General features: G+C 44.3%; 19 protein-coding genes and 1 riboswitch. Of the genes, 15 read left to right on the top strand and 4 right to left on the bottom strand.

Translation table 11 applies throughout. The features are described from left to right. Window positions 1-4: 4 nt before the first annotated feature. From BUA83_RS11375 to hslO, 10 genes are all read left to right on the top strand, one after another. Window positions 5-1,456: an Rne/Rng family ribonuclease gene (locus BUA83_RS11375; protein ID WP_072936416.1), complete on the top strand. Its 1,452-nt coding sequence runs from the start codon at window positions 5-7 to the stop codon at window positions 1,454-1,456. A 38-nt stretch (window positions 1,457-1,494) separates the two neighbouring features. Then, window positions 1,495-1,887, top strand: a complete 393-nt coding sequence (locus BUA83_RS11380) for a hypothetical protein (protein WP_072936417.1) — start codon at window positions 1,495-1,497, stop codon at window positions 1,885-1,887. Window positions 1,888-1,994: 107 nt separating this feature from the next. Then, window positions 1,995-2,336 (top strand): 50S ribosomal protein L19, encoded by a 342-nt coding sequence (gene rplS / locus BUA83_RS11385; RefSeq protein WP_072936418.1) that lies wholly within the window; start codon window positions 1,995-1,997, stop codon window positions 2,334-2,336. A gap of 62 nt (window positions 2,337-2,398) precedes the next feature. After that, the gene (lepB, locus tag BUA83_RS11390; protein WP_072936419.1) at window positions 2,399-2,920 is read left to right on the top strand and encodes a signal peptidase I; all 522 of its coding nucleotides are present in this window, start codon (window positions 2,399-2,401) and stop codon (window positions 2,918-2,920) included. 37 nt (window positions 2,921-2,957) lie between these two features. Then, a riboswitch (FMN riboswitch) is annotated at window positions 2,958-3,072 on the top strand. Between the two features lie 58 nt (window positions 3,073-3,130). Further along, window positions 3,131-4,219, top strand: coding sequence for a bifunctional diaminohydroxyphosphoribosylaminopyrimidine deaminase/5-amino-6-(5-phosphoribosylamino)uracil reductase RibD (gene ribD / locus BUA83_RS11395; protein WP_072936420.1), 1,089 nt, complete (start codon window positions 3,131-3,133; stop codon window positions 4,217-4,219). A 4-nt stretch (window positions 4,220-4,223) separates the two neighbouring features. Further along, window positions 4,224-4,871 carry a riboflavin synthase gene (ribE, locus tag BUA83_RS11400; RefSeq protein WP_072936421.1) on the top strand — a complete coding sequence of 216 codons (648 nt, stop codon included), beginning with the start codon at window positions 4,224-4,226 and terminating at the stop codon, window positions 4,869-4,871. A 17-nt stretch (window positions 4,872-4,888) separates the two neighbouring features. Then, the gene (locus tag BUA83_RS11405) at window positions 4,889-6,088 is read left to right on the top strand and encodes a bifunctional 3,4-dihydroxy-2-butanone-4-phosphate synthase/GTP cyclohydrolase II (protein WP_072936422.1); all 1,200 of its coding nucleotides are present in this window, start codon (window positions 4,889-4,891) and stop codon (window positions 6,086-6,088) included. Between the two features lie 12 nt (window positions 6,089-6,100). Then, entirely contained in the window at window positions 6,101-6,568 is a 468-nt protein-coding gene (gene ribH, locus BUA83_RS11410) for a 6,7-dimethyl-8-ribityllumazine synthase (RefSeq protein ID WP_072936423.1), read from the top strand. 11 nt (window positions 6,569-6,579) lie between these two features. Beyond that, window positions 6,580-7,143 (top strand): phosphodiesterase, encoded by a 564-nt coding sequence (gene yfcE, locus BUA83_RS11415; protein WP_072936450.1) that lies wholly within the window; start codon window positions 6,580-6,582, stop codon window positions 7,141-7,143. A 9-nt stretch (window positions 7,144-7,152) separates the two neighbouring features. After that, window positions 7,153-8,058 carry an Hsp33 family molecular chaperone HslO gene (gene hslO, locus BUA83_RS11420; RefSeq protein ID WP_072936424.1) on the top strand — a complete coding sequence of 302 codons (906 nt, stop codon included), beginning with the start codon at window positions 7,153-7,155 and terminating at the stop codon, window positions 8,056-8,058. Between the two features lie 70 nt (window positions 8,059-8,128). Here hslO and rpmB read toward each other — a convergent pair whose 3' ends face one another. Next, on the bottom strand, window positions 8,129-8,320 hold the full coding sequence (gene rpmB, locus BUA83_RS11425) for a 50S ribosomal protein L28 (protein WP_072936425.1): 192 nt from the start codon (window positions 8,318-8,320) through the stop codon (window positions 8,129-8,131). 158 nt (window positions 8,321-8,478) lie between these two features. On the opposite strand from rpmB, the gene BUA83_RS11430 reads away from it, so the two are divergent. The 3 genes from BUA83_RS11430 (at window position 8,479) to BUA83_RS11440 (ending at window position 12,399) form a co-directional block, all read left to right on the top strand. Then, window positions 8,479-10,212 (top strand): B12-binding domain-containing radical SAM protein, encoded by a 1,734-nt coding sequence (locus tag BUA83_RS11430; protein ID WP_072936426.1) that lies wholly within the window; start codon window positions 8,479-8,481, stop codon window positions 10,210-10,212. Window positions 10,213-10,422: 210 nt separating this feature from the next. Further along, complete coding sequence (locus tag BUA83_RS11435) at window positions 10,423-11,070, top strand: flavodoxin family protein (RefSeq protein ID WP_072936427.1); 648 nt, start codon at window positions 10,423-10,425, stop codon at window positions 11,068-11,070. Window positions 11,071-11,196: 126 nt separating this feature from the next. Continuing rightward, the gene (locus BUA83_RS11440; RefSeq protein WP_072936428.1) at window positions 11,197-12,399 is read left to right on the top strand and encodes an ATP-binding protein; all 1,203 of its coding nucleotides are present in this window, start codon (window positions 11,197-11,199) and stop codon (window positions 12,397-12,399) included. 62 nt (window positions 12,400-12,461) lie between these two features. On the opposite strand, the gene fba is transcribed toward BUA83_RS11440, so the two are convergent. From fba to uraA, 3 genes are all read right to left on the bottom strand, one after another. Further along, window positions 12,462-13,427, bottom strand: a complete 966-nt coding sequence (gene fba / locus BUA83_RS11445) for a class II fructose-1,6-bisphosphate aldolase (RefSeq protein WP_072936429.1) — start codon at window positions 13,425-13,427, stop codon at window positions 12,462-12,464. Window positions 13,428-13,498: 71 nt separating this feature from the next. Then, the gene (locus BUA83_RS11450; protein ID WP_072936430.1) at window positions 13,499-14,410 is read right to left on the bottom strand and encodes an RluA family pseudouridine synthase; all 912 of its coding nucleotides are present in this window, start codon (window positions 14,408-14,410) and stop codon (window positions 13,499-13,501) included. Beyond that, window positions 14,400-15,656, bottom strand: coding sequence for a uracil permease (gene uraA / locus BUA83_RS11455; RefSeq protein ID WP_072936431.1), 1,257 nt, complete (start codon window positions 15,654-15,656; stop codon window positions 14,400-14,402). Before uraA ends, BUA83_RS11450 begins: the two co-directional genes overlap by 11 nt. Before the next feature lie 266 nt (window positions 15,657-15,922). Between uraA and BUA83_RS11460 the strand changes: the two genes are divergently transcribed. Together BUA83_RS11460 and BUA83_RS11465 are read left to right on the top strand one after the other, a co-directional pair. Then, a complete protein-coding gene (locus BUA83_RS11460; RefSeq protein WP_072936432.1) occupies window positions 15,923-17,155 on the top strand; it encodes an aspartate kinase in 1,233 nt (410 codons plus the stop codon). Window positions 17,156-17,314: 159 nt separating this feature from the next. Further along, window positions 17,315-18,559 carry a pyridoxal phosphate-dependent aminotransferase gene (locus BUA83_RS11465; RefSeq protein WP_072936433.1) on the top strand — a complete coding sequence of 415 codons (1,245 nt, stop codon included), beginning with the start codon at window positions 17,315-17,317 and terminating at the stop codon, window positions 18,557-18,559. The last annotated feature ends 14 nt before the right edge of the window (window positions 18,560-18,573 follow it).

An 18,573-nucleotide genomic window follows, 5' to 3' on the forward strand; every position in this document is an offset into this window, starting at 1 on the left:
CTCCATGAAAATGATACTGGTGTCTGTATCAAAGGAAGAAACACGGACAGCAATCGTTCAGGACGGGGAGTTAATCGGGTTTGAGCTTGAACGACCTGCACATTCACATTTGGTAGGCAACATATACAGCGGCAGGATACAGAATGTTCTGCCCGGCATGCAGGCGGCTTTTGTAGATATCGGATTTCAAAAGAATGCGTTTTTGTATATAGGTGACGGCATGCCGCCTGACGTAATGAAAGCATTTCCAACGCAAACGAGGATACATGTCGGACAGGTTCTTCCGGTACAGGTTGTGAAGGATGCAATCGGTATGAAGGGGCCGCGTGTAACTACGCATTTGTCTATCCCCGGACGTAATGTTGTGCTGATGCCAACGGCAAAATACATCGGATTGTCAAGGCGTGTATCGGATGACGCTGAACGTAAAAGATTAAAGGATATTGCCGAGGATGTGTGTCCTGAAAATATGGGATTGATTATTCGTACGGCGGCTGAAAATCAACCAAGAGAAGCACTTGAAAATGAAGTGAGATATCTCGAAAAGCTGTGGGATTCAATTCAGGCAAAGCAAAAACGGGCATCTGCGCCGGCTCTTTTATACAGAGATGCAGATTTGTTAATCAGACTGGTCAGGGATCAGGCTGCTGAGGATATAGACAAGATTATCATTGATGATGAAGAAGCTGCACACCGTGTAAGCGACCTGCTGGAGATTATTTCATCGCAGACAAGGGAAAAACTTTTTGTCTATAAAGAGGAGAAACCACTTTTTGAAGAGTACGGGATTGAAGAACAGCTCAAACAGCTCAGTTCCCGTATAGTTGAATTACGTTCGGGTGGTTTCCTGGTTTTTGACCATACTGAAGCACTGACTGTTATTGACGTAAATACCGGGAAATTTGTTGGCAGTGATAATCGTCTGGGAAACACTGTTTATGATACCAATATCGAAGCAGCACATGAGATTATGCGTCAAATTTTCTTGAGGGATATTGGCGGAATCATAATCGTAGATTTTATCGATATGGAAAAGGAAGCGCAGAAAGAAGAGCTTTTACAGCTGCTGCGTGATTTGAGTGCTGATGACAAAAAAAAGACAAATATTGTTGGAATCACAGCACTTGGTCTTGTGGAAATAACACGCAAAAAAACGCGGGAGAATATGGAAAGCTTATTATATGCTGACTGCCCGTGCTGCGATGGAAGCGGGAAAATTTTATCTGCAGAGACAATTGCGGTAAATATATGTCACGATGTTCGAAGGATTGAGAAACACTCACACGCTCCATTTGGCTATGAAATTGACCTAAATCATGTTACAATGGAGCTGTTAAGAAATTCGTATGTTTTGGAGCAGTTCAGTAAAGAGTTGAGCATTGATATTGTTTTGCATAAAAAGGACGATTTGTATCCGGGGAAGTATTTAATTACGCGCCGCTCCAGTGATTCTTGACTGATATCAAGAGCCTGCATATGACAGGAGGCATTGACATGGTAGAAAAGAATACTGAAAAAATGGAAACAGGCAGCAATTCAAAAATGGCTTCAAAAGCAGACAGCTCGGTTGAAATGAAGAAACTGTCAATGAAAGAACCGCTGTGGGTATCTGTTGTTAAAGCCTTTTGGGGAGTTTGTGTTTTCCTCGTTTTATGTGGAGGAATGTATTATGCATGGACCAGTCATCAACTGAATGTTTTTCGGGATGAAGTGCAGGCAGTGCTGGACAGCGGAAAAGGTTTGGAGACGCTGCGCCTTATTGATGATTGGCGGGTCGATAATATTACGGAGACAACAAAGCGGGTATCCAGAGCAGATGGGCATTATGTGCTGCTGGTATGGTATTTGCCGAATGGTAAATATCTTGTAGAAACAGTGGACAGATGATGCTTGCATAAATTTTAATCATGTGGTATCATATCTAGGTATGCGGGCGGTCCTCTGGACAGATATATTTTCTGCCACGAACGTCACGGAAATGGAGGAACAGACAAATGAACATTATTCAGGCTTTAGAGCAGGAACAGCTTCGCTCGGACATTCCGGAGTTTCGTCCGGGAGATACGGTTCGTGTACATGCGAAAATCGTTGAGGGTACACGTGAGCGTATTCAGATGTTCGAGGGTGTCGTAATTGCTCGTCAGGGTTCGGGCGTACGTGAGATGTTTACGGTTCGTCGTATCTCTTACGGTGTCGGTGTTGAGCGCACATTCCTGGTACATTCTCCGCGAATCGATAAGATTGATGTCGTTCGCCGTGGTATTGTACGCCGTGCTAAGCTCTATTATCTCCGCAACCTGACAGGTAAAGCAGCACGCATTAAAGAGCGTCGTTGATGATGATGGGGGACTGCAAAACAGTCCCCCAATTTGTTTTTATGCCGCTAGAAGGTGAAGGGATGAGTTCATTGGGAGAAGAAATTAAGGACTGGATTGTATCAATTGCCATTGCTGTTGTTCTGGCATTGGGAATTCGTTATTTTATCGTTGAATTATACTTGGTAGACGGTCCATCCATGCGGCCGACACTTCAGAGTGCGGAACGTCTTGTGGTCAATAAGTTTATATACCGTTTTCGGGCTCCTGAGCGTGGTGAGATACTGGTATTCAGGTATCCGCGTGACCCGAGCAGAGATTTCATAAAACGCGTTATCGCAGTTCCGGGTGACACAATCGAGATTAAAGACGGAAGGGTATATGTTAATTCTACGATTTTGAATGAACCATATATTTTAAGCAAGACGAGAGGCGATTATCCTCTGGCAACTGTTCCCGAAGGGCATATTTTTGTTATGGGAGATAATCGTAATAACTCAGAGGACAGTCGTTTTGCGGATGTAGGATTTGTCCCGTATGAACTGATAAAGGGAAAGGCTATCTTAGTATTTTGGCCGTTCAGTCAGTTTAAGGCATTGCCGTGATTTGCATTTAAAAAATACCTATGATAATATGAACATGTGAAGTCTTTGAGGCGGGGTGCGATTCCCCACCGGCGGTACAGCCCGCAAGCCGAGAGGCATGATCCGGTGTGATTCCGGAGCCGACAGTATAGTCTGGATGATAAAAGACGGTCCTAGTTGTGTTTGTTTAGCAGCCGCCTTTATTGGCGGCTTTTTTTATGGGGCGAGTATATGACTGATGAAGAATATATGCGTGTGGCGCTTGATGCTGCTTCGTACGCTAAAGGCAGAACATCTCCGAATCCTTTGGTGGGGGCAGTTGTAGTAAAGGATAACCGTATAGTTTCCGTCGGCTGGCACAGAAAAGCAGGAACGGAGCATGCTGAGATTCATGCACTTAAGATGGCCGGGGATTTGGCAAAGGGTTCGACTATATACGTTACCCTTGAGCCTTGTTCACACTACGGCAGAACCGGTCCCTGTGCAAAGGCTTTGGTGGAAGCCGGAATATCACGTGCTGTAGTTGCAATGCCGGATCCTAATCCGCTGGTCAGCGGCAGAGGGATTCAGATTCTGAAGGATGCTGGAATACAGGTAGATGTCGGGATTCTCGAAGAAGAGGCAAGGAAACTGAACGAAGTTTTCTTGAAATGGATAGTAAAAAAAATTCCGTTTGTTACGCTGAAAATGGCGATGTCCCTGGACGGGAAAATAGCAACATGTACGGGGGAATCCCAATGGATTACAAGTGCGGAATCTCGGCTTAAGGGACATGAGTGGCGTGACAGCACAGATGCTATTCTTGTGGGGATAGGAACTGTATTGGCTGATAACCCGCAGCTTACTGCAAGAATCGGAAATGGAGGACACAATCCTGTACGCATTGTGTTGGACAGCAAGGGCAGAATACCGTTGGAATCCAAAATACTGCATGACAATGAAGCCCCTGTGTGGGTTGCTGTTACAGAAAATGCTCCGTCTGAACGAATTGAAGCAATAAAAAGCACAGGCGCTGATATTATCGTCTGCGGAAGCGGTGATACTGTAAATCTTAAGTCTTTACTGGAACAAATAGGAGAAAGAGGAATAACATCGCTTCTTGTTGAGGGCGGCGGACAGACTATATACTCTTTCCTTCATGACGGTTTAGCGGATAAGGTAGAGGCTTTTATTGCTCCTATGCTTATAGGAGGGAAGGATGCAAAAACTCCTGTAGAGGGAGACGGCTTCGCCAGCCTTGAAGCTGCGGTAAAATTGGAGCAGATGACATATCAAATGATTGGAAGCGATATCCTTGTTACGGGATATGTGAGGAAGTGAGCGAGTGTTTACCGGAATTATAGAAGAACTGGGAACGGTAAAAAAAGTTACAACAAACACAATAGAGATTGCGGCATCAAAGGTTTTGGAGGATGTTCATATAGGTGACAGTATTGCCGTGAACGGAGTATGTCTCACGGTAGTTTCCTTCAGCAAAAATGATTTTTGCGCTGATGTAATGCCGGAGACTATGCGATGTACAGCATTAGGCAGGCTTGCGGCAGGAAAAAAGGTAAATCTGGAGCGGGCGCTGACATTGAATGGCCGTTTAGGCGGACATGTTGTAAGCGGTCATGTTGACCATGTCGGAGTAATCAGGGAAATACATGAAGAGGACAACGCGAAAATTATTTCCGTAGAAGTGCCGTCTGAGGCAATGGATTATATCATTCCCAAAGGCTCTGTGGCAATTGACGGAGTGAGCCTTACTGTGGTTGATACAGCCGATGACAGTTTTCGTGTATCTCTGATTCCCCATACGCAGCTGGAAACAGACCTGCATTTAAAAAAAGTCGGAGATCCTGTGAATATAGAAACAGATATACTTGCTAAATACGCGGTTAATCTTTTAAGCAGAAACCGTAGCAGGTCACAGGTAACAAAACAAAAAATAACGGCCGAGTTTTTGGCTGAACATGGATTTGATTCATGACAGGAGGTAAAGAGTTAATGGGATATGCAAGAGTTGAGGATGCAATCGAGGATATCCGCCAGGGAAAAATGCTGGTGGTTGTAGATGACGAAGACCGTGAAAATGAAGGCGATTTGATTATAGCGGCTGACTTTGTCACTCCTGAGGCTATAAATTTTATGGCAACATACGCAAAGGGGTTAATCTGCACCCCTATTGAAGGTTCGCGCCTTGATGAACTGGACATTCCGCAGATGGTTACAAACAATACGGACAATCATGAGACGGCATTTACCGTTTCGGTTGACGCATACGATACAGAAACCGGAATTTCGGCATATGAACGCTGTCAAACAGTGAAGATGCTGATTGACCCGAAGGCAAAGCCGTCCAGCTTCCGCCGCCCGGGGCATGTTTTTCCGCTTCGTACCGTACCCGGAGGTGTTCTGCGGCGTGCGGGACATACTGAAACCACGACAGATCTGGCACGTCTGGCAGGTCTTTATCCCGCAGGACTGTGCTGTGAAATCATGGCTGACGACGGACACATGATGCGTACGCCTGAGCTTATGAAATTCGCTGAGCATCACGGGCTGAAGATGATTACCGTACAGGATTTGATTGCTTACAGAAAAAGAACAGAAACCTTCATCAAGAAGGTGGCTGATGTGGATTTCCCAAGCAAGTACGGCCATTTCAGAATCAAGGCGTATGAAAGTACACTGGACGGAAAATGTCATCTGGCAATTGTTAAAGGTGATATCGCAGGCAAGGAAAACGTACTTGTACGTGTTCATTCCGAATGTCTTACAGGCGACGCCCTTGGTTCACTCCGCTGCGATTGCGGCGACCAGCTCGCAGCCGCATTGAGGCGTATCGAGGAAGAGGGCGAGGGAGTTGTGCTCTACATGCGTCAGGAAGGCCGCGGAATCGGTCTGGCCAACAAAATCCGTGCTTATGCGCTGCAGGACGAAGGAAAGGATACAGTAGAAGCGAACGTGCTTCTCGGATTTGCTCCTGACCTTCGCGATTACGGAATCGGAGCTCAGATTTTGTCAGATCTGGGACTGACCAGTCTCCGCCTTATGACGAATAATCCGGCAAAGAGAGCCGGGCTTGAAGGATACGGTCTTAAGATTACGGAGCGTGTACCGCTGGAAATTCATTCAAATAAATATAATCGCCGTTATCTCAAGGTAAAAAAGTTAAAAATGGGTCACATTTTGAAAGAGGAATAAGGAGGAAGAAAAATGGCTAACATTTTAGAAGGAAAATTAATCGCAGAAGGAATGCGTGTTGCAATAGTTGCATCGCGCTTCAATGAATTTATTACAAATAAGCTTTTGTCCGGTGCGCTGGATGTGCTTCACAGACACGGGGTTGCTGACGGCGATGTTGATGTAGCCTGGGTACCGGGAGCTTTTGAGATTCCGATGATTGCAAAAAAATTAGCAGAAACAAAAAGATATGATGCTGTTATCTGTGTAGGTGCGGTTATCCGGGGTTCAACATCCCATTACGATTATGTTTGCAGCGAAGTTTCAAAAGGGGTAGCGCAGGCAGGACTGGCTACAGGAGTTCCTGTTATTTTCAGTGTGCTGACTACAGAGAATATTGAGCAGGCAATCGAGCGTGCCGGAACGAAAGCAGGAAATAAGGGCGCTGACGGAGCAATGGCTGCAATCGAAATGGCAAATCTTTTACAGCAGATTCATTAATGGTAAAAGTTATGAAAATAGGAATTATTAGTGACACGCATGGCAGTGCAGAAGCATGGAATAAAGCGTATAAGGATTTTTTCTCGGATGTTGATTTGATTCTTCATGCCGGAGATCATCTGTATCATGGACCGCGTAACAAGCTCGCAGTGGATTATTCACCAAAGGATTTGGCTGAAAAAATCAATACCTGTGATACAACTATATTGTCTGTACGGGGAAACTGTGATTCTGATGTTGATGCGGGAGTACTTGATATACCGCTTGTTTCTCCATATTTATTCACCTATATTGAAGGTTTTCGCTTTGTTGTGACTCATGGAGATGTTACGGAAACGGATGAGGATAAACTGCAACTTGCACAAAAGCTGCATGCTGATATATTTATAAGCGGACATACTCATGTTGCCGGCATAAAAAAGGAAAACGGATGTGTTTTTATCAATCCGGGTTCTCCTTCGCTTTCAAAACGCAGTGACGGCAGACAGACTATTGCTGTGCTCGATTTAATCGAAAAATACGTTAGAATTTATGACCTGTACACAAAAGAAGTAATTGAAGAGGTTGAAATTTAAGGAGTTAGTATGGATCAATTAGTAAAGGCAACATCTGAAGGTATTCGAATTTACGCGGCTGTTACCACAGATTTGGTAAAAGAAGGAGCACGCAGACATAAATGCGGTGCACTTGCTACAGCTGCTTTGGGACGGACAATGACCGCAGCTCTTTTGATGGCTGCAAACCTGAAGGAAAAGGAATGTATCACGCTAAAGTTTAATGGTGATGGGCCGCTTGGAAACGTCACTGCAGATGCTTCCTCAGACGGCTATGTACGTGGTTATGTAAAGCATCCGGAGATAGAGCTTCCTCTTAATAACGGAAAGCTTGCTGTAGGACAGGGCATTGGACAGGGACTCCTGTCGGTTACCCGTTTTACAGGTGTAAAAGAGCCGTTTACCGGCAGCTGCGAAATCTATACCGGAGAAATTGCCGAGGATATTACGCAGTATCTTTTCCAGTCCGAGCAGACACCATCAAGCGTAGCTTTGGGTGTATTGATAGGTAAGGACGGTATCACACAGTCTGCCGGCGGATTTATTGTGCAGCCTTTGCCTGATGCTTCGGAAGAGGTAATAGAGAAGCTGGAAAACAATCTGAAGGATCTGCAGCCTGTTTCCGCAATGGTAAATGAAGGACTGGACGGAAAAGAAATTATCAAAAATGTTCTGAAGGGCTTTGAAGATATTCATTTTCTTACAACAACAGACCTGTCATTCAAATGCCAGTGCTCCAAAATACGTACTGAGGACATTCTTGTAACCTTGGGCCATGATGACCTGCAGGCGATGGTAAATGAAGGCCATGCCGAGGTAGTATGTCAGTTCTGCGGTGAGAAATATCAGTTCAACAAGGAAGACCTTACTGTTATTTTACATGTCTCAGATGAATTGAGAAGAAGAAAAGCAAAAGCAGAAAAAGAAAAGAAATAAAGATAAGAGGAGCCGATTCCATTTGGAATCGGCTCCTCTTATGATATATCAGCTGTTTTGAAATCTTAGATTAGATAGCGCGCTGAACTTTGCCGGAACGCAAGCAGCGTGTGCAGACATTTACACGTTTAACCTCACCATCAACTACAGCGCGAACACGCTGGATGTTCGGTTTCCATGTGCGTTTTGTCTTCAAATGGGAGTGGCTGACGTTCATACCACTGCGCTCACCTTTGTTGCAGATTTCACATACATTTGCCATGCAAAACACCTCCTTAAAACAGCAATGTTTACCATTCATGCATAACACAAATATATTAGCATAAAGACAGTGGTGTTTGCAAGCTTTTTTTCGTTAAGGCAAAGAGAAAACAACGGCAAAACTGGAACAAAGGCGTTATAATATACAAAGGTGATGACATGAGCAATAAAATTGTTTGGCTTGCAATCAACGCGCAATACGTGCATACCTCGCTGTCTGTGCGGTATCTGCGCGAAGTTAGCCGAAAATACGCAGAGACAGAAATACTTGAACTTACGATTAACAACCATCTGCCTGAAATGCTCGGGAGAATATATGAGACACAGCCTGATGTCCTTGGTATCAGCTGCTATATATGGAATATAGAACTTGTAAAGAAGCTGCTGCCCCTGCTGAGAAAGGTACTGCCCGGTACTGTCATAATATGCGGCGGTCCTGAGGTATCCTACAACACCGAAGCATTTATGCGTGAATATCCCGCGGTAGACTATGTAATACAGGGAGAGGGCGAAATTTCCCTGCAGGGCGTGCTGGAACACATCATAAACCATAAGGAAGCTCTGCCGGAGAAAGGCGTGTCGTGGAGAAGCGCAGACGGAGAACTACATATAAGCTGTGCGGTTGATGTACATGACGTAAATGAAATTCCTTTTCCGTACAGGGAAGAGGAAATGGGAGAAATAAAAGATAAAATTCTGTATTACGAAACATCCAGGGGATGTCCTTTTTCGTGTGCATACTGTCTGTCCTGTGCTACTGTAGGCGTAAGATTTCTGCCGATTGAAAGAGTTTTACGGGAAATAGATTTTTTTGCCCGACATAACGTAAAACAGATTAAATTTGTTGACCGCACGTTTAACGCGAACAAGAAACATTTTTTACCGATTTTGCGTTTCATAAAAGACCTTCCTGACACATGCCGTACCAATTTCCATTTTGAGGTCGCTTCGGATTACTTCGATGAGGAAACTCTTGAGATACTGAGCGAATTTCCAAAGGGACGGGTGCAGCTGGAGGTCGGTATCCAGTCAACAAATGAGCAGACGCTAAAAGCAGTAGCCCGTACCAACCACTTGGACAAAATAACACAGAATATACGCCGCATCATTGAAGGGAAAAACATACACGTACATACCGACTTGATTATCGGACTGCCGTATGAACCAATGGAATCATTTCACCGGTCCTTCAATGGAGTGTACAAGCTGCATTCTCATCAGCTGCAGCTTGGATTTTTGAAATTTTTGTCCGGCGCGTATATGATGCGTCTTGTTGACGATGGTGAATATCTTTATCAGAATCAGGCTCCCTACGAGGTGCTGTCAAATAAATGGATGACTTATGGAGAAATCCATTGGCTGCATATCTTTGAGGATGTATTTGAAATGTATCATAATGCAGGCAGAGCCGGAAGAACCATTGATTACCTTGTAGAAGCAATGGAAGCAGGAGACGGATTCAGATTTTATCAGAAATTTACTGACTGGTGGAAAAAGAAGGAATATCATCATAGACCGCATTCGGACGTGCATCTGTACGAAGCGCTATATATGTTTGCTCTGGAAGAATACAAAGAGCTGTCCCCTGAAACGGTTGACGGGCTTTTGAGACTTGATTTACTGGAGCAGGGAAGCTCCCACAGCTGGCCGTCTTTCCTGAACTGGAGTCAGGAAAGCATGAAGAACCGTATCGCAGAGTTTTGGAGAACCGGAAGGGCGGCGGAATATATTGCTGACTACAGATTTACCAACTGGCACGACATCCGCCATAAATATCATGTGGAATACTTTGAAAAAGACCCTTTCCATCCGAATGATACAGCCAAAGAGGGTGTCTGCATTTTGTTTGACTACAGTAAAGATTCGCTAGAGTGGCATGAAATTACTCTTTGAGATATTTTATCATTTTGCGATTTTATGCAGTAATCAGAGAAACTACCCTACGATTTTATGCAAATCTATGAAAATATTATCTCAGAATGTCTTATAAGTATTGAGGAATACATTCTTTGACCACCTATATTTTTAGAAAAGCAAGTAGTTTCCGGCTGGTGTCGAATAATGTATTTGATGTCTGCATATGATGGATTGGAGGGGTAGACGATGAAAAAAGTAATCGCAATAAATGGCAGCCCGCGACGTAACGGTAATACGGCAGAACTCTTGCAGCAGGCCTTAAAAGGGGCGCAGGAATCCGGTGCGGAAATTGAGTTAATCAATCTTTACAGTTTGAATTTCAAAGGCTGTATCAGCTGCTTTTATTGCAAGCGTAAGGACAAGGCGCATGGCACCTGCGCGATGAAGGATGATTTGACTCCGATTATTGAGCGAATCAAGGAAGCGGATGCCCTGATAATGGGTGTACCGGTCTACTTTATGAACCTTTCCTCCGGCATGAGTGCCTTTATCGAACGGCTGCTTTTTTCCAACTACATTTACAGCAACGAAATTCCGACGGTATTTCCCAAGTCCTTGCCCAATGCCTTTATTTATACCATGAATATGACTGAGGAGGATGTCAAGCAGTTTGGCATGCGGGAAAAATTTGCGGTTCACGAAGGCTTTGCCGGAAAAATCCTGCGGGCGGAAACCAAGAATCTTTATGCGTACAATACGACACAGTTTAGCGACTATGACAAATACGAGTCCTCAATAATCGACCCGCAGGCAAAAGCTGCCTACCGTGAGGAGATGTTCCCCAGGCAGTGTACAGCAGCTTATGAATTAGGAAAAAGTATATTGGCTGATTAAACGTGTCGGGCCTGTTAAAATAATCAACATGGATATCCTGCAATGCATTTTATTTCAATGAACTGAAAAAACTTTACAGAAATAGATAGTTTTTATATAATTGAAAAAAAGATTGGGGGTGTGGCCATGATTTATCGTGAAAAATATTTAAATGAATTGCAAAATTGGCGGGATAAGCAGGTTATCAAGGTTATCACAGGTATCCGACGCTGCGGAAAATCGACAATGTTTTCTTTGTTTATTGATGAACTGATAAAAGATGGGATATCACCGGATCAAATAGTCAGGATAAATTTGGAAGATATAGGTAATGAAGAATTACTGGACTATCGCAAGCTATATAGTTATGTAAAAGAGCATTTTCATCCGGGCAGAAAATTATATGTTTTTTTGGATGAGATTCAAAATTGTCCGGAGTTTGAAAGGGCTGTTGACAGCTTGTTCATTCAGCCGGATACAGATATATATATTACCGGTTCTAACGCCTTTATGCTGTCCGGTGAGCTGGCAACACTTCTGTCGGGGCGTTATGTTACGATTGATATGCAGCCACTGTCCTTCGCTGAGTTTTATTCAGCACAGGAAGAGCTGGATAAAGAGCAGGCGTTTCGGGAATATATACGCTTTGGCTCATTTCCGTATATAACATCTTTGAATCATAATGAAGCAGCTGTACGTATTTATCTTGAAGGTATATATAATTCGATTCTGGTAAAGGATGTTGCAAGACGGGAGAGCATTACGGATTTAACTGTTTTGGAGAATATTGTGCGGACATTGGCAAGCAATATTGGAAGTCCTGTTTCCACAAAAAAAATAACTGACACCTTGATTTCAAGCGGCAGGAAGATTTCAGTCAATACTGTGGAGCGATACATACGCGCACTTGTAGACAGTTATATTTTTTACAGAGTAGACCGCTATGATGTTAAAGGGAGGCAGTATTTGAAGACACTGGGCAAATATTATATTGCTGATACCGGGCTGCGTACGATATTAACTGCAGAGAAGGCAAATGATTTGGGACATTTGCTGGAAAATATAGTGTATCTGGAGTTGAAGCGGCGTTATTTGCGGGTGAATGTTGGCAAGGTGTCTGAATACGAGGTTGATTTTGTGGCTGATAATGGGAATGAGACAGCATATTATCAAGTATCAGCCAGTGTTATGGATGAAAAGACCAAGGAACGGGAACTGCGTGCCTTACAGAAGATAAAGGACAATCACCCAAAGATTTTATTGACACTTGATGTTATCGGCGCCGATGCGAATTATGATGGGATTCGACAATACAATCTGATAGAATGGCTGCTGGAAAAAAATAATTAAAAGCGTGCATAGAAAAAGCCCGGTCTCGATTGAGGCCGGGCTTTTGATATTCATTTGAGTTATTATGCTTTTCCGTTGCAGCCGAGTACGTGAACGAGCTTGTGCTGTACGAGTTCTTTGATGTATGCACGGGCAGGTTTCAGATATTCACGCGGGTCGAAAGCATCCGGATGTGCTGCCATGTATTCGCGGATACCTGCTGTCATTGCAAGACGCAAATCGGAGTCGATGTTGATTTTGCAGACAGAGGATTTTGCAGCACGGCGGAGCTGGTCTTCAGGAATGCCGATAGCATCTTTCAGCTGTCCGCCATTCTCGTTGATGATTTTTACGTATTTCGGAATAACGGAGGAGGAGCCGTGAAGTACAATCGGGAAGTGGGGCAGACGTTTCTCGATTTCTGCGAGGATATCGAAACGAAGTTCAGGCGGTACAAGTACGCCTTCTGCGTTTCGTGTGCACTGCTCAGGCTTGAATTTGAATGCGCCGTGGCTGGTTCCGATAGCGATGGCGAGAGAGTCAACTCCGGTTTTTTCTACAAATTCTTCTACTTCGTCCGGACGGGTGTAGGAAGCATCTTCAGCGCTTACGTTTACAGCGTCTTCGATGCCTGCAAGCTTGCCGAGCTCACCCTCAACTACTACGTTATGGGCATGAGCATATTCAACGACTTTCTTTGTAAGAGCAATATTTTCTTCAAATGGCAGTTTGGAGCCGTCAATCATGACAGAAGTAAATCCTCCGTCCACACAGGATTTACATATTTCAAAATCGGCACCGTGGTCGAGGTGAAGCGCAATCGGTAAATCTGTATCTTCAAGTGCTGCTTCTACGAGCTTAACGAGGTAAGCATGCTTTGCGTATTTACGCGCACCTGCAGAAACCTGCAGAATAAGAGGAGCGTTTTCTTCCTTTGCTGCTTCCGTGATTCCCTGAATGATTTCCATGTTGTTGACGTTGAATGCGCCGATTGCGTATCCTCCGTCGTAAGCTTTACGGAACATTTCTGTCGTTGTAACTAATGGCATGATTCTGTGCCTCCTTTATTTATACTTACTAACTTTTTACATTATATCATAAATTGAGACAAAGAAATTGTTTATTTTCGAATTAGAGAACAGGTTTTTATTTGCTGTAATATATCAGCAGGAAGTAATTTTTCAAAGTCAGTGGGAACAGGAGCTGTTATGCGAAGTGGCTTATGTGTGACGGGGTGTGTGAGTTCCATAAGGTATGCGTGGAGAGCCTGTCTTTGAAGGTGTTCACGCGAGCCGCCATACAAATCATCCCCGACCAAGGGGCAGCCTATGTGTGAAAAATGAACGCGTATCTGATGTGTCCGACCTGTAACCGGTGCCGCTTCAACAAGGGAATAATCATCCCAGGCTGCTATGGTTTTGTAGTCGGTTGCAGCAGGCTTTCCTGTGTCTGCTACGCAGCGTTCGATTATGCTGCCGGGTTTTCGGCCGATAGGAGCATTTATTGTTCCGTTGGCCGGATTAGGGGTTCCTTCAAGAATGGCAAGGTATCTCCGGTGGAATTGCGGTGCTCCGTTCTCGGATAAAACATGCTGAACGTGAGGCAGCTTTGCAATCATAACAATTCCCGTTGTGTTTCGGTCTAATCTGTGAACCGGATGGGGAATGAGGTCCTGCGTGTCCGTGTGAAGGTGATATGCCGCATAGTTCAGTAAAGTTTCTTCGCTGCTGTGTGCCAGCGGATGGACTAACTGTCCTGCTGGTTTGTTGACAAATAGAAGCGCGTCATCTTCGTAAAGTATTTCCAGAGGCCCTTTTATGGGCGGTATGCTTGTGGATTCCGGAATCTCACATGTTAGTATGTCGTCAGCTTCAAGCTTTGTCAGGGCAGCGATTACGACATTGCCGTTGACGCAGGTTGTTCCGCTGTTTTTTAGTCTGCGCCAGAGGTGCACGGAAAAGCCTTTTTGCACCAAAAAAGCTCTGACAGAGATTCCTGCCAGAGTTTTTGGTACTTTATATTCAATCTTCATTTTCGATTTCACCGTTAAAGTGGGCAATGAGGCGGAACACCAGATTGAGGAGAATTGCGACAACCGTGGCAAGAGCCATTCCCTTTAACGTTACAGTTCCGATTGTGATGCTTGCAGTGCTGACACCGATACCGAGAACGATGGATGTCAGAATAAGATTTATTGGTTTGTTGTAGTCAACTTTTGATTCGACCAGGATACGTACACCGGATGCTGCGATGACGCCAAAGAGGAGCAAGGAAACACCGCCCATAACGGGAGTCGGGATACTCTGTATTGCCGCGGCAAGTTTACCAAAGCATGAGAGTATGATTGCAAAAACAGCCGCACCTCCGATTACCCAGGTACTGAATACTTTTGTGATGGCAAGTACACCGATGTTTTCACCGTAGGTAGTGTTTGGTGTAGAGCCGAAAAATCCGGAAATCATGGTTGAGAGACCATTGCCGAAAATAGAACGGTCAAGACCGGGGTCTTTTTTCAAATCGCTGCCGACAATATTGCCTGTTACAATAAGATGACCAATGTGTTCAACGACAACTACCAAAGCAGCCGGAAGAATAATGAGTATTGCGTTCAGATTCCAGACCGGAGTGTAGATGGTGGGGAATGCAAACCACGGAGCCGTACGGATTGGTTCGTAGTCTACAATACCGAATAATGCTGCTACGATGTATCCTCCGACAACACCAATCAGGATTGGCAGAATTGATAATAATCCGCGGAATGCAACAGAGGAAAACAGCGTAATGGCCAGTGTGAGTATCGCAACAGTAATAGCCGTGGTGTCTGGTGTTTCTGCGGTGAGTCCTGCCATGCCCGCGGCTGTTGGCATAAGCTCAAGTCCGATAACGGCAACTATAGATCCCATTGCCGCAGGGGGGAAGAGAATGTCTATCCATTTTGTTCCGATTGAGTGAACCAGCGCGCCCACAAGACAGAATATCAGACCGACAACTATAAATCCGCCCAGGGCTGCTTCATAGCTGTATTTCGACATTACAAGAAATACAGGTGAAAGGAAAGCGAAGCTTGAACCCAGATAAGCTGGGATTTTTCCGCGGCAGAGAATCAGATAAAGGATTGTACCGATTCCGTTAAAGAGAAGTACAGTGGCAGGGTTGACCTTGAAAAGCATAGGAACCAGGACAGTAGAGCCGAACATCGCGAAAAGATGCTGCAGGCTGAGAGGAATAGTTTCCGCTAAGGGAAGCTTTTCATCTACACGTATAACTCGCTTTGACATAATAACTACAACTCCTATTGGTAGAAATAAGATAATTACATATACGGCAATCAAAATAACCTATAAGAATTTATCATGCTATTCAATTTTTGTCCATAGATATGTATACATAATGATAAGAAGGTTTTTTGTAGACAAACACTTTGAGACTGTTGTATAATGAAGCGAAATTCGACAAAAATAAATTGATTTCAAAACGAATGTCTTTTGTCAAAAGAGTTTTGTGACAATATGATACATTTGTTTCTGGGTATAGGAGGAGAGACATGGGACTCATTGTAAAGAAGTTTGGAGGCAGTTCGGTGGCGACCACGGAAAAAATCATGGCTGTCGCTAAACGTATCCTTGCAGAGAAAAAAGATGATGATCAAATTGTAATGGTTGTATCTGCAATGGGAGACACAACGGATGATTTGATTCAATTGGCCAAACAGCTGACCAAAGACCCTTATCAATATGAGCGTGAAATGGATATGCTTCTTACTACAGGGGAGCAGGTCTCTATCGCACTTCTTACGATGGCATTCAATTCATTGGGTCATCCTGCTGTCTCTCTTACAGGCATGATGGCTGGAATGAAGACTGATTCAGTACATACCAAAGGACGTATTTTGGATATTAAACCCAGGAGAATAAAGGAAGAGCTTGACAAAGGAAATATAGTTGTTGTCGCAGGCTTCCAGGGGGCTGATGAGTTTGGCGACCCGGTTACGCTGGGACGCGGGGGCTCGGATACTTCGGCGGTGGCTATTGCGGGAGCACTCCATGCAGACAGCTGCGAGATTTTTACGGATGTTGACGGAATCTATTCTGCTGACCCGCGTGTCGAGCCTGATGCGCGCCGCATGAAGGAAATTACTTATGATGAAATGCTTGAAATGGCACGTCTGGGTGCAGGTGTTATGCAGCCGCGCTCTGTTGAAATGGGCAAGCATTTCAATATCCCGATACATGTTCGCTCTACGTTTACAAATACACCGGGTACAATGATTAGGGAGGCTTATACAATGGAAGAAAAGGATTTTGTGATTCGTGGAGTTGCTCATGACTCCAATGTAGCAAAGGTTGCTGTTTTGGGTGTCCCTAATAATCCGGGAATTGCACATTCGATTTTCTCTGCGCTGGCTGACGCACATGTGTCTGTTGATATGATTGTGCAGAGCATACGCAATGTGGAAAAAAATGTAACGGATATGGTGTTTACGCTGGCTCATGATGATTTGTCGAAGGCGAAGCCTATTGTTGATGCTGTTGCAGACAAGTTAAATGCGGTTGCGGTTCTTGTGGAAGAGGATGTTGCAAAGGTCTCTATTGTAGGAGCAGGTATGCTCGGTAATCCGGGAATCGCTTCAAGAATGTTTGGAGCGCTCGCCAATGGGGGAATAAATATTGATGTTATAAGCACATCTGAAATCAGTATCTCCTGTCTTGTTAAAACAACGGACCTGAGTAAAGCTGTGAATGTTATTCATGACGAGTTCTTCCCCAAGAAAGCGTAATACCTGTAAAATAAGTGCAGCTTATTAAGTGGGAGTTTCATACTCCCACTTAATTTTAGTAACGGATAAAAATAATGTATACATTGGTAAAAAACAATTATTCCAATGTAAAAAATGCTATGATAGTGATACATTCCAAAAAAGAGAGGCGTATTATTTATGTCAGATACGATGACTGCATCCCATGCATTTGGGAAAGAGTTAAGTGATGTAATTTTCGGTGCAAGCGCAGCAGCGCAGAAGGCGGCAGCACAGCATGGCGCACAGAAGGTAACGAATGCGACAATCGGAGCTATTATTGATGATGACGAAAAGCTGGCATGCATTCCAACGATGGAAAATGTTTTTCGTTCTCTTCCGATGAATGATATTATTGCGTATGCGCCTATTGCAGGTCTTCCGGGATATCTTGATACGGTTATTGATTTGACATTTGCAGACCAGAAGCCGAACGGATATTTTTCGGCTGTTGCATCGGCAGGCGGTACCGGTGCTGTACATAATGCAATCGCGAATTATTCTGAGATTGGAGACAAGGTTCTTACATCTGACTGGTACTGGGGACCATATAACGCGCTTTGCCATGAGCAGGGCCGTGAGCTGGATACATATCAGCTCTTTGATGAGAAGCAGAATTTCAACATCGCTGATTTCACTAAAAAGGTTGAGGAGCTTCTTAAAAAGCAGTCGTCGCTTTTGATTATCATCAATACTCCGGCACATAATCCGACCGGCTACAGCCTTTCTGAGGATGACTGGGCACAGGTTATTGATGTATGTAAATCTGCCGGCAAATCCGGCGATAAAAAGATAAGCATTTTGGTTGATATTGCTTATATTGACTATGCAGGAGAGAAAAACGAAGCACGTAAATTCATGAAGCAGTTCTCCGATTTGCCGGACAATCTTTTCGTTATGTTCGCCTTCAGCATGTCAAAGGGCTACACAATGTACGGACAGCGTACAGGCGCTCTTATTGGTCTCTCTGCCAACAAGACAATCATTGATGAATTTACGGCTGTTACGAAGTACACGAGCCGTGCAACGTGGTCTAATATTAACCGCGGTGCAATGACTGTTTTGACGAAGATTCAGCAGGATGCAGCGCTCTTAAAGCAGTTTGAAGCAGAGCGTGAGGCTTTGTATCAGAAGATTAAGGAACGTGGCGCTATCTTCATGAAGGAAGCTGCAGAATGTGGATTGAATGCTCTGCCGTATAAGGCCGGCTTCTTCCTTTCGATTCCTGCCAAGGATCCTGCGGCTGTATGCGATAAGCTGCATGATGATCTGATTTTTGCGGTTCCTCTGAAAAAGGGTGTTCGTGTTGCTGTGTGTGCGGTGCCGGCATCTAAGATGTATGGTATGGCTGAAAAGATTAAACACGCCTGGGATGCAGTTCAGTAATTTCATAAATGAAG

The sequence above is a fragment of the Schwartzia succinivorans DSM 10502 genome, assembly GCF_900129225.1.
GTDB lineage: Bacteria > Bacillota > Negativicutes > Selenomonadales > Selenomonadaceae > Schwartzia > Schwartzia succinivorans.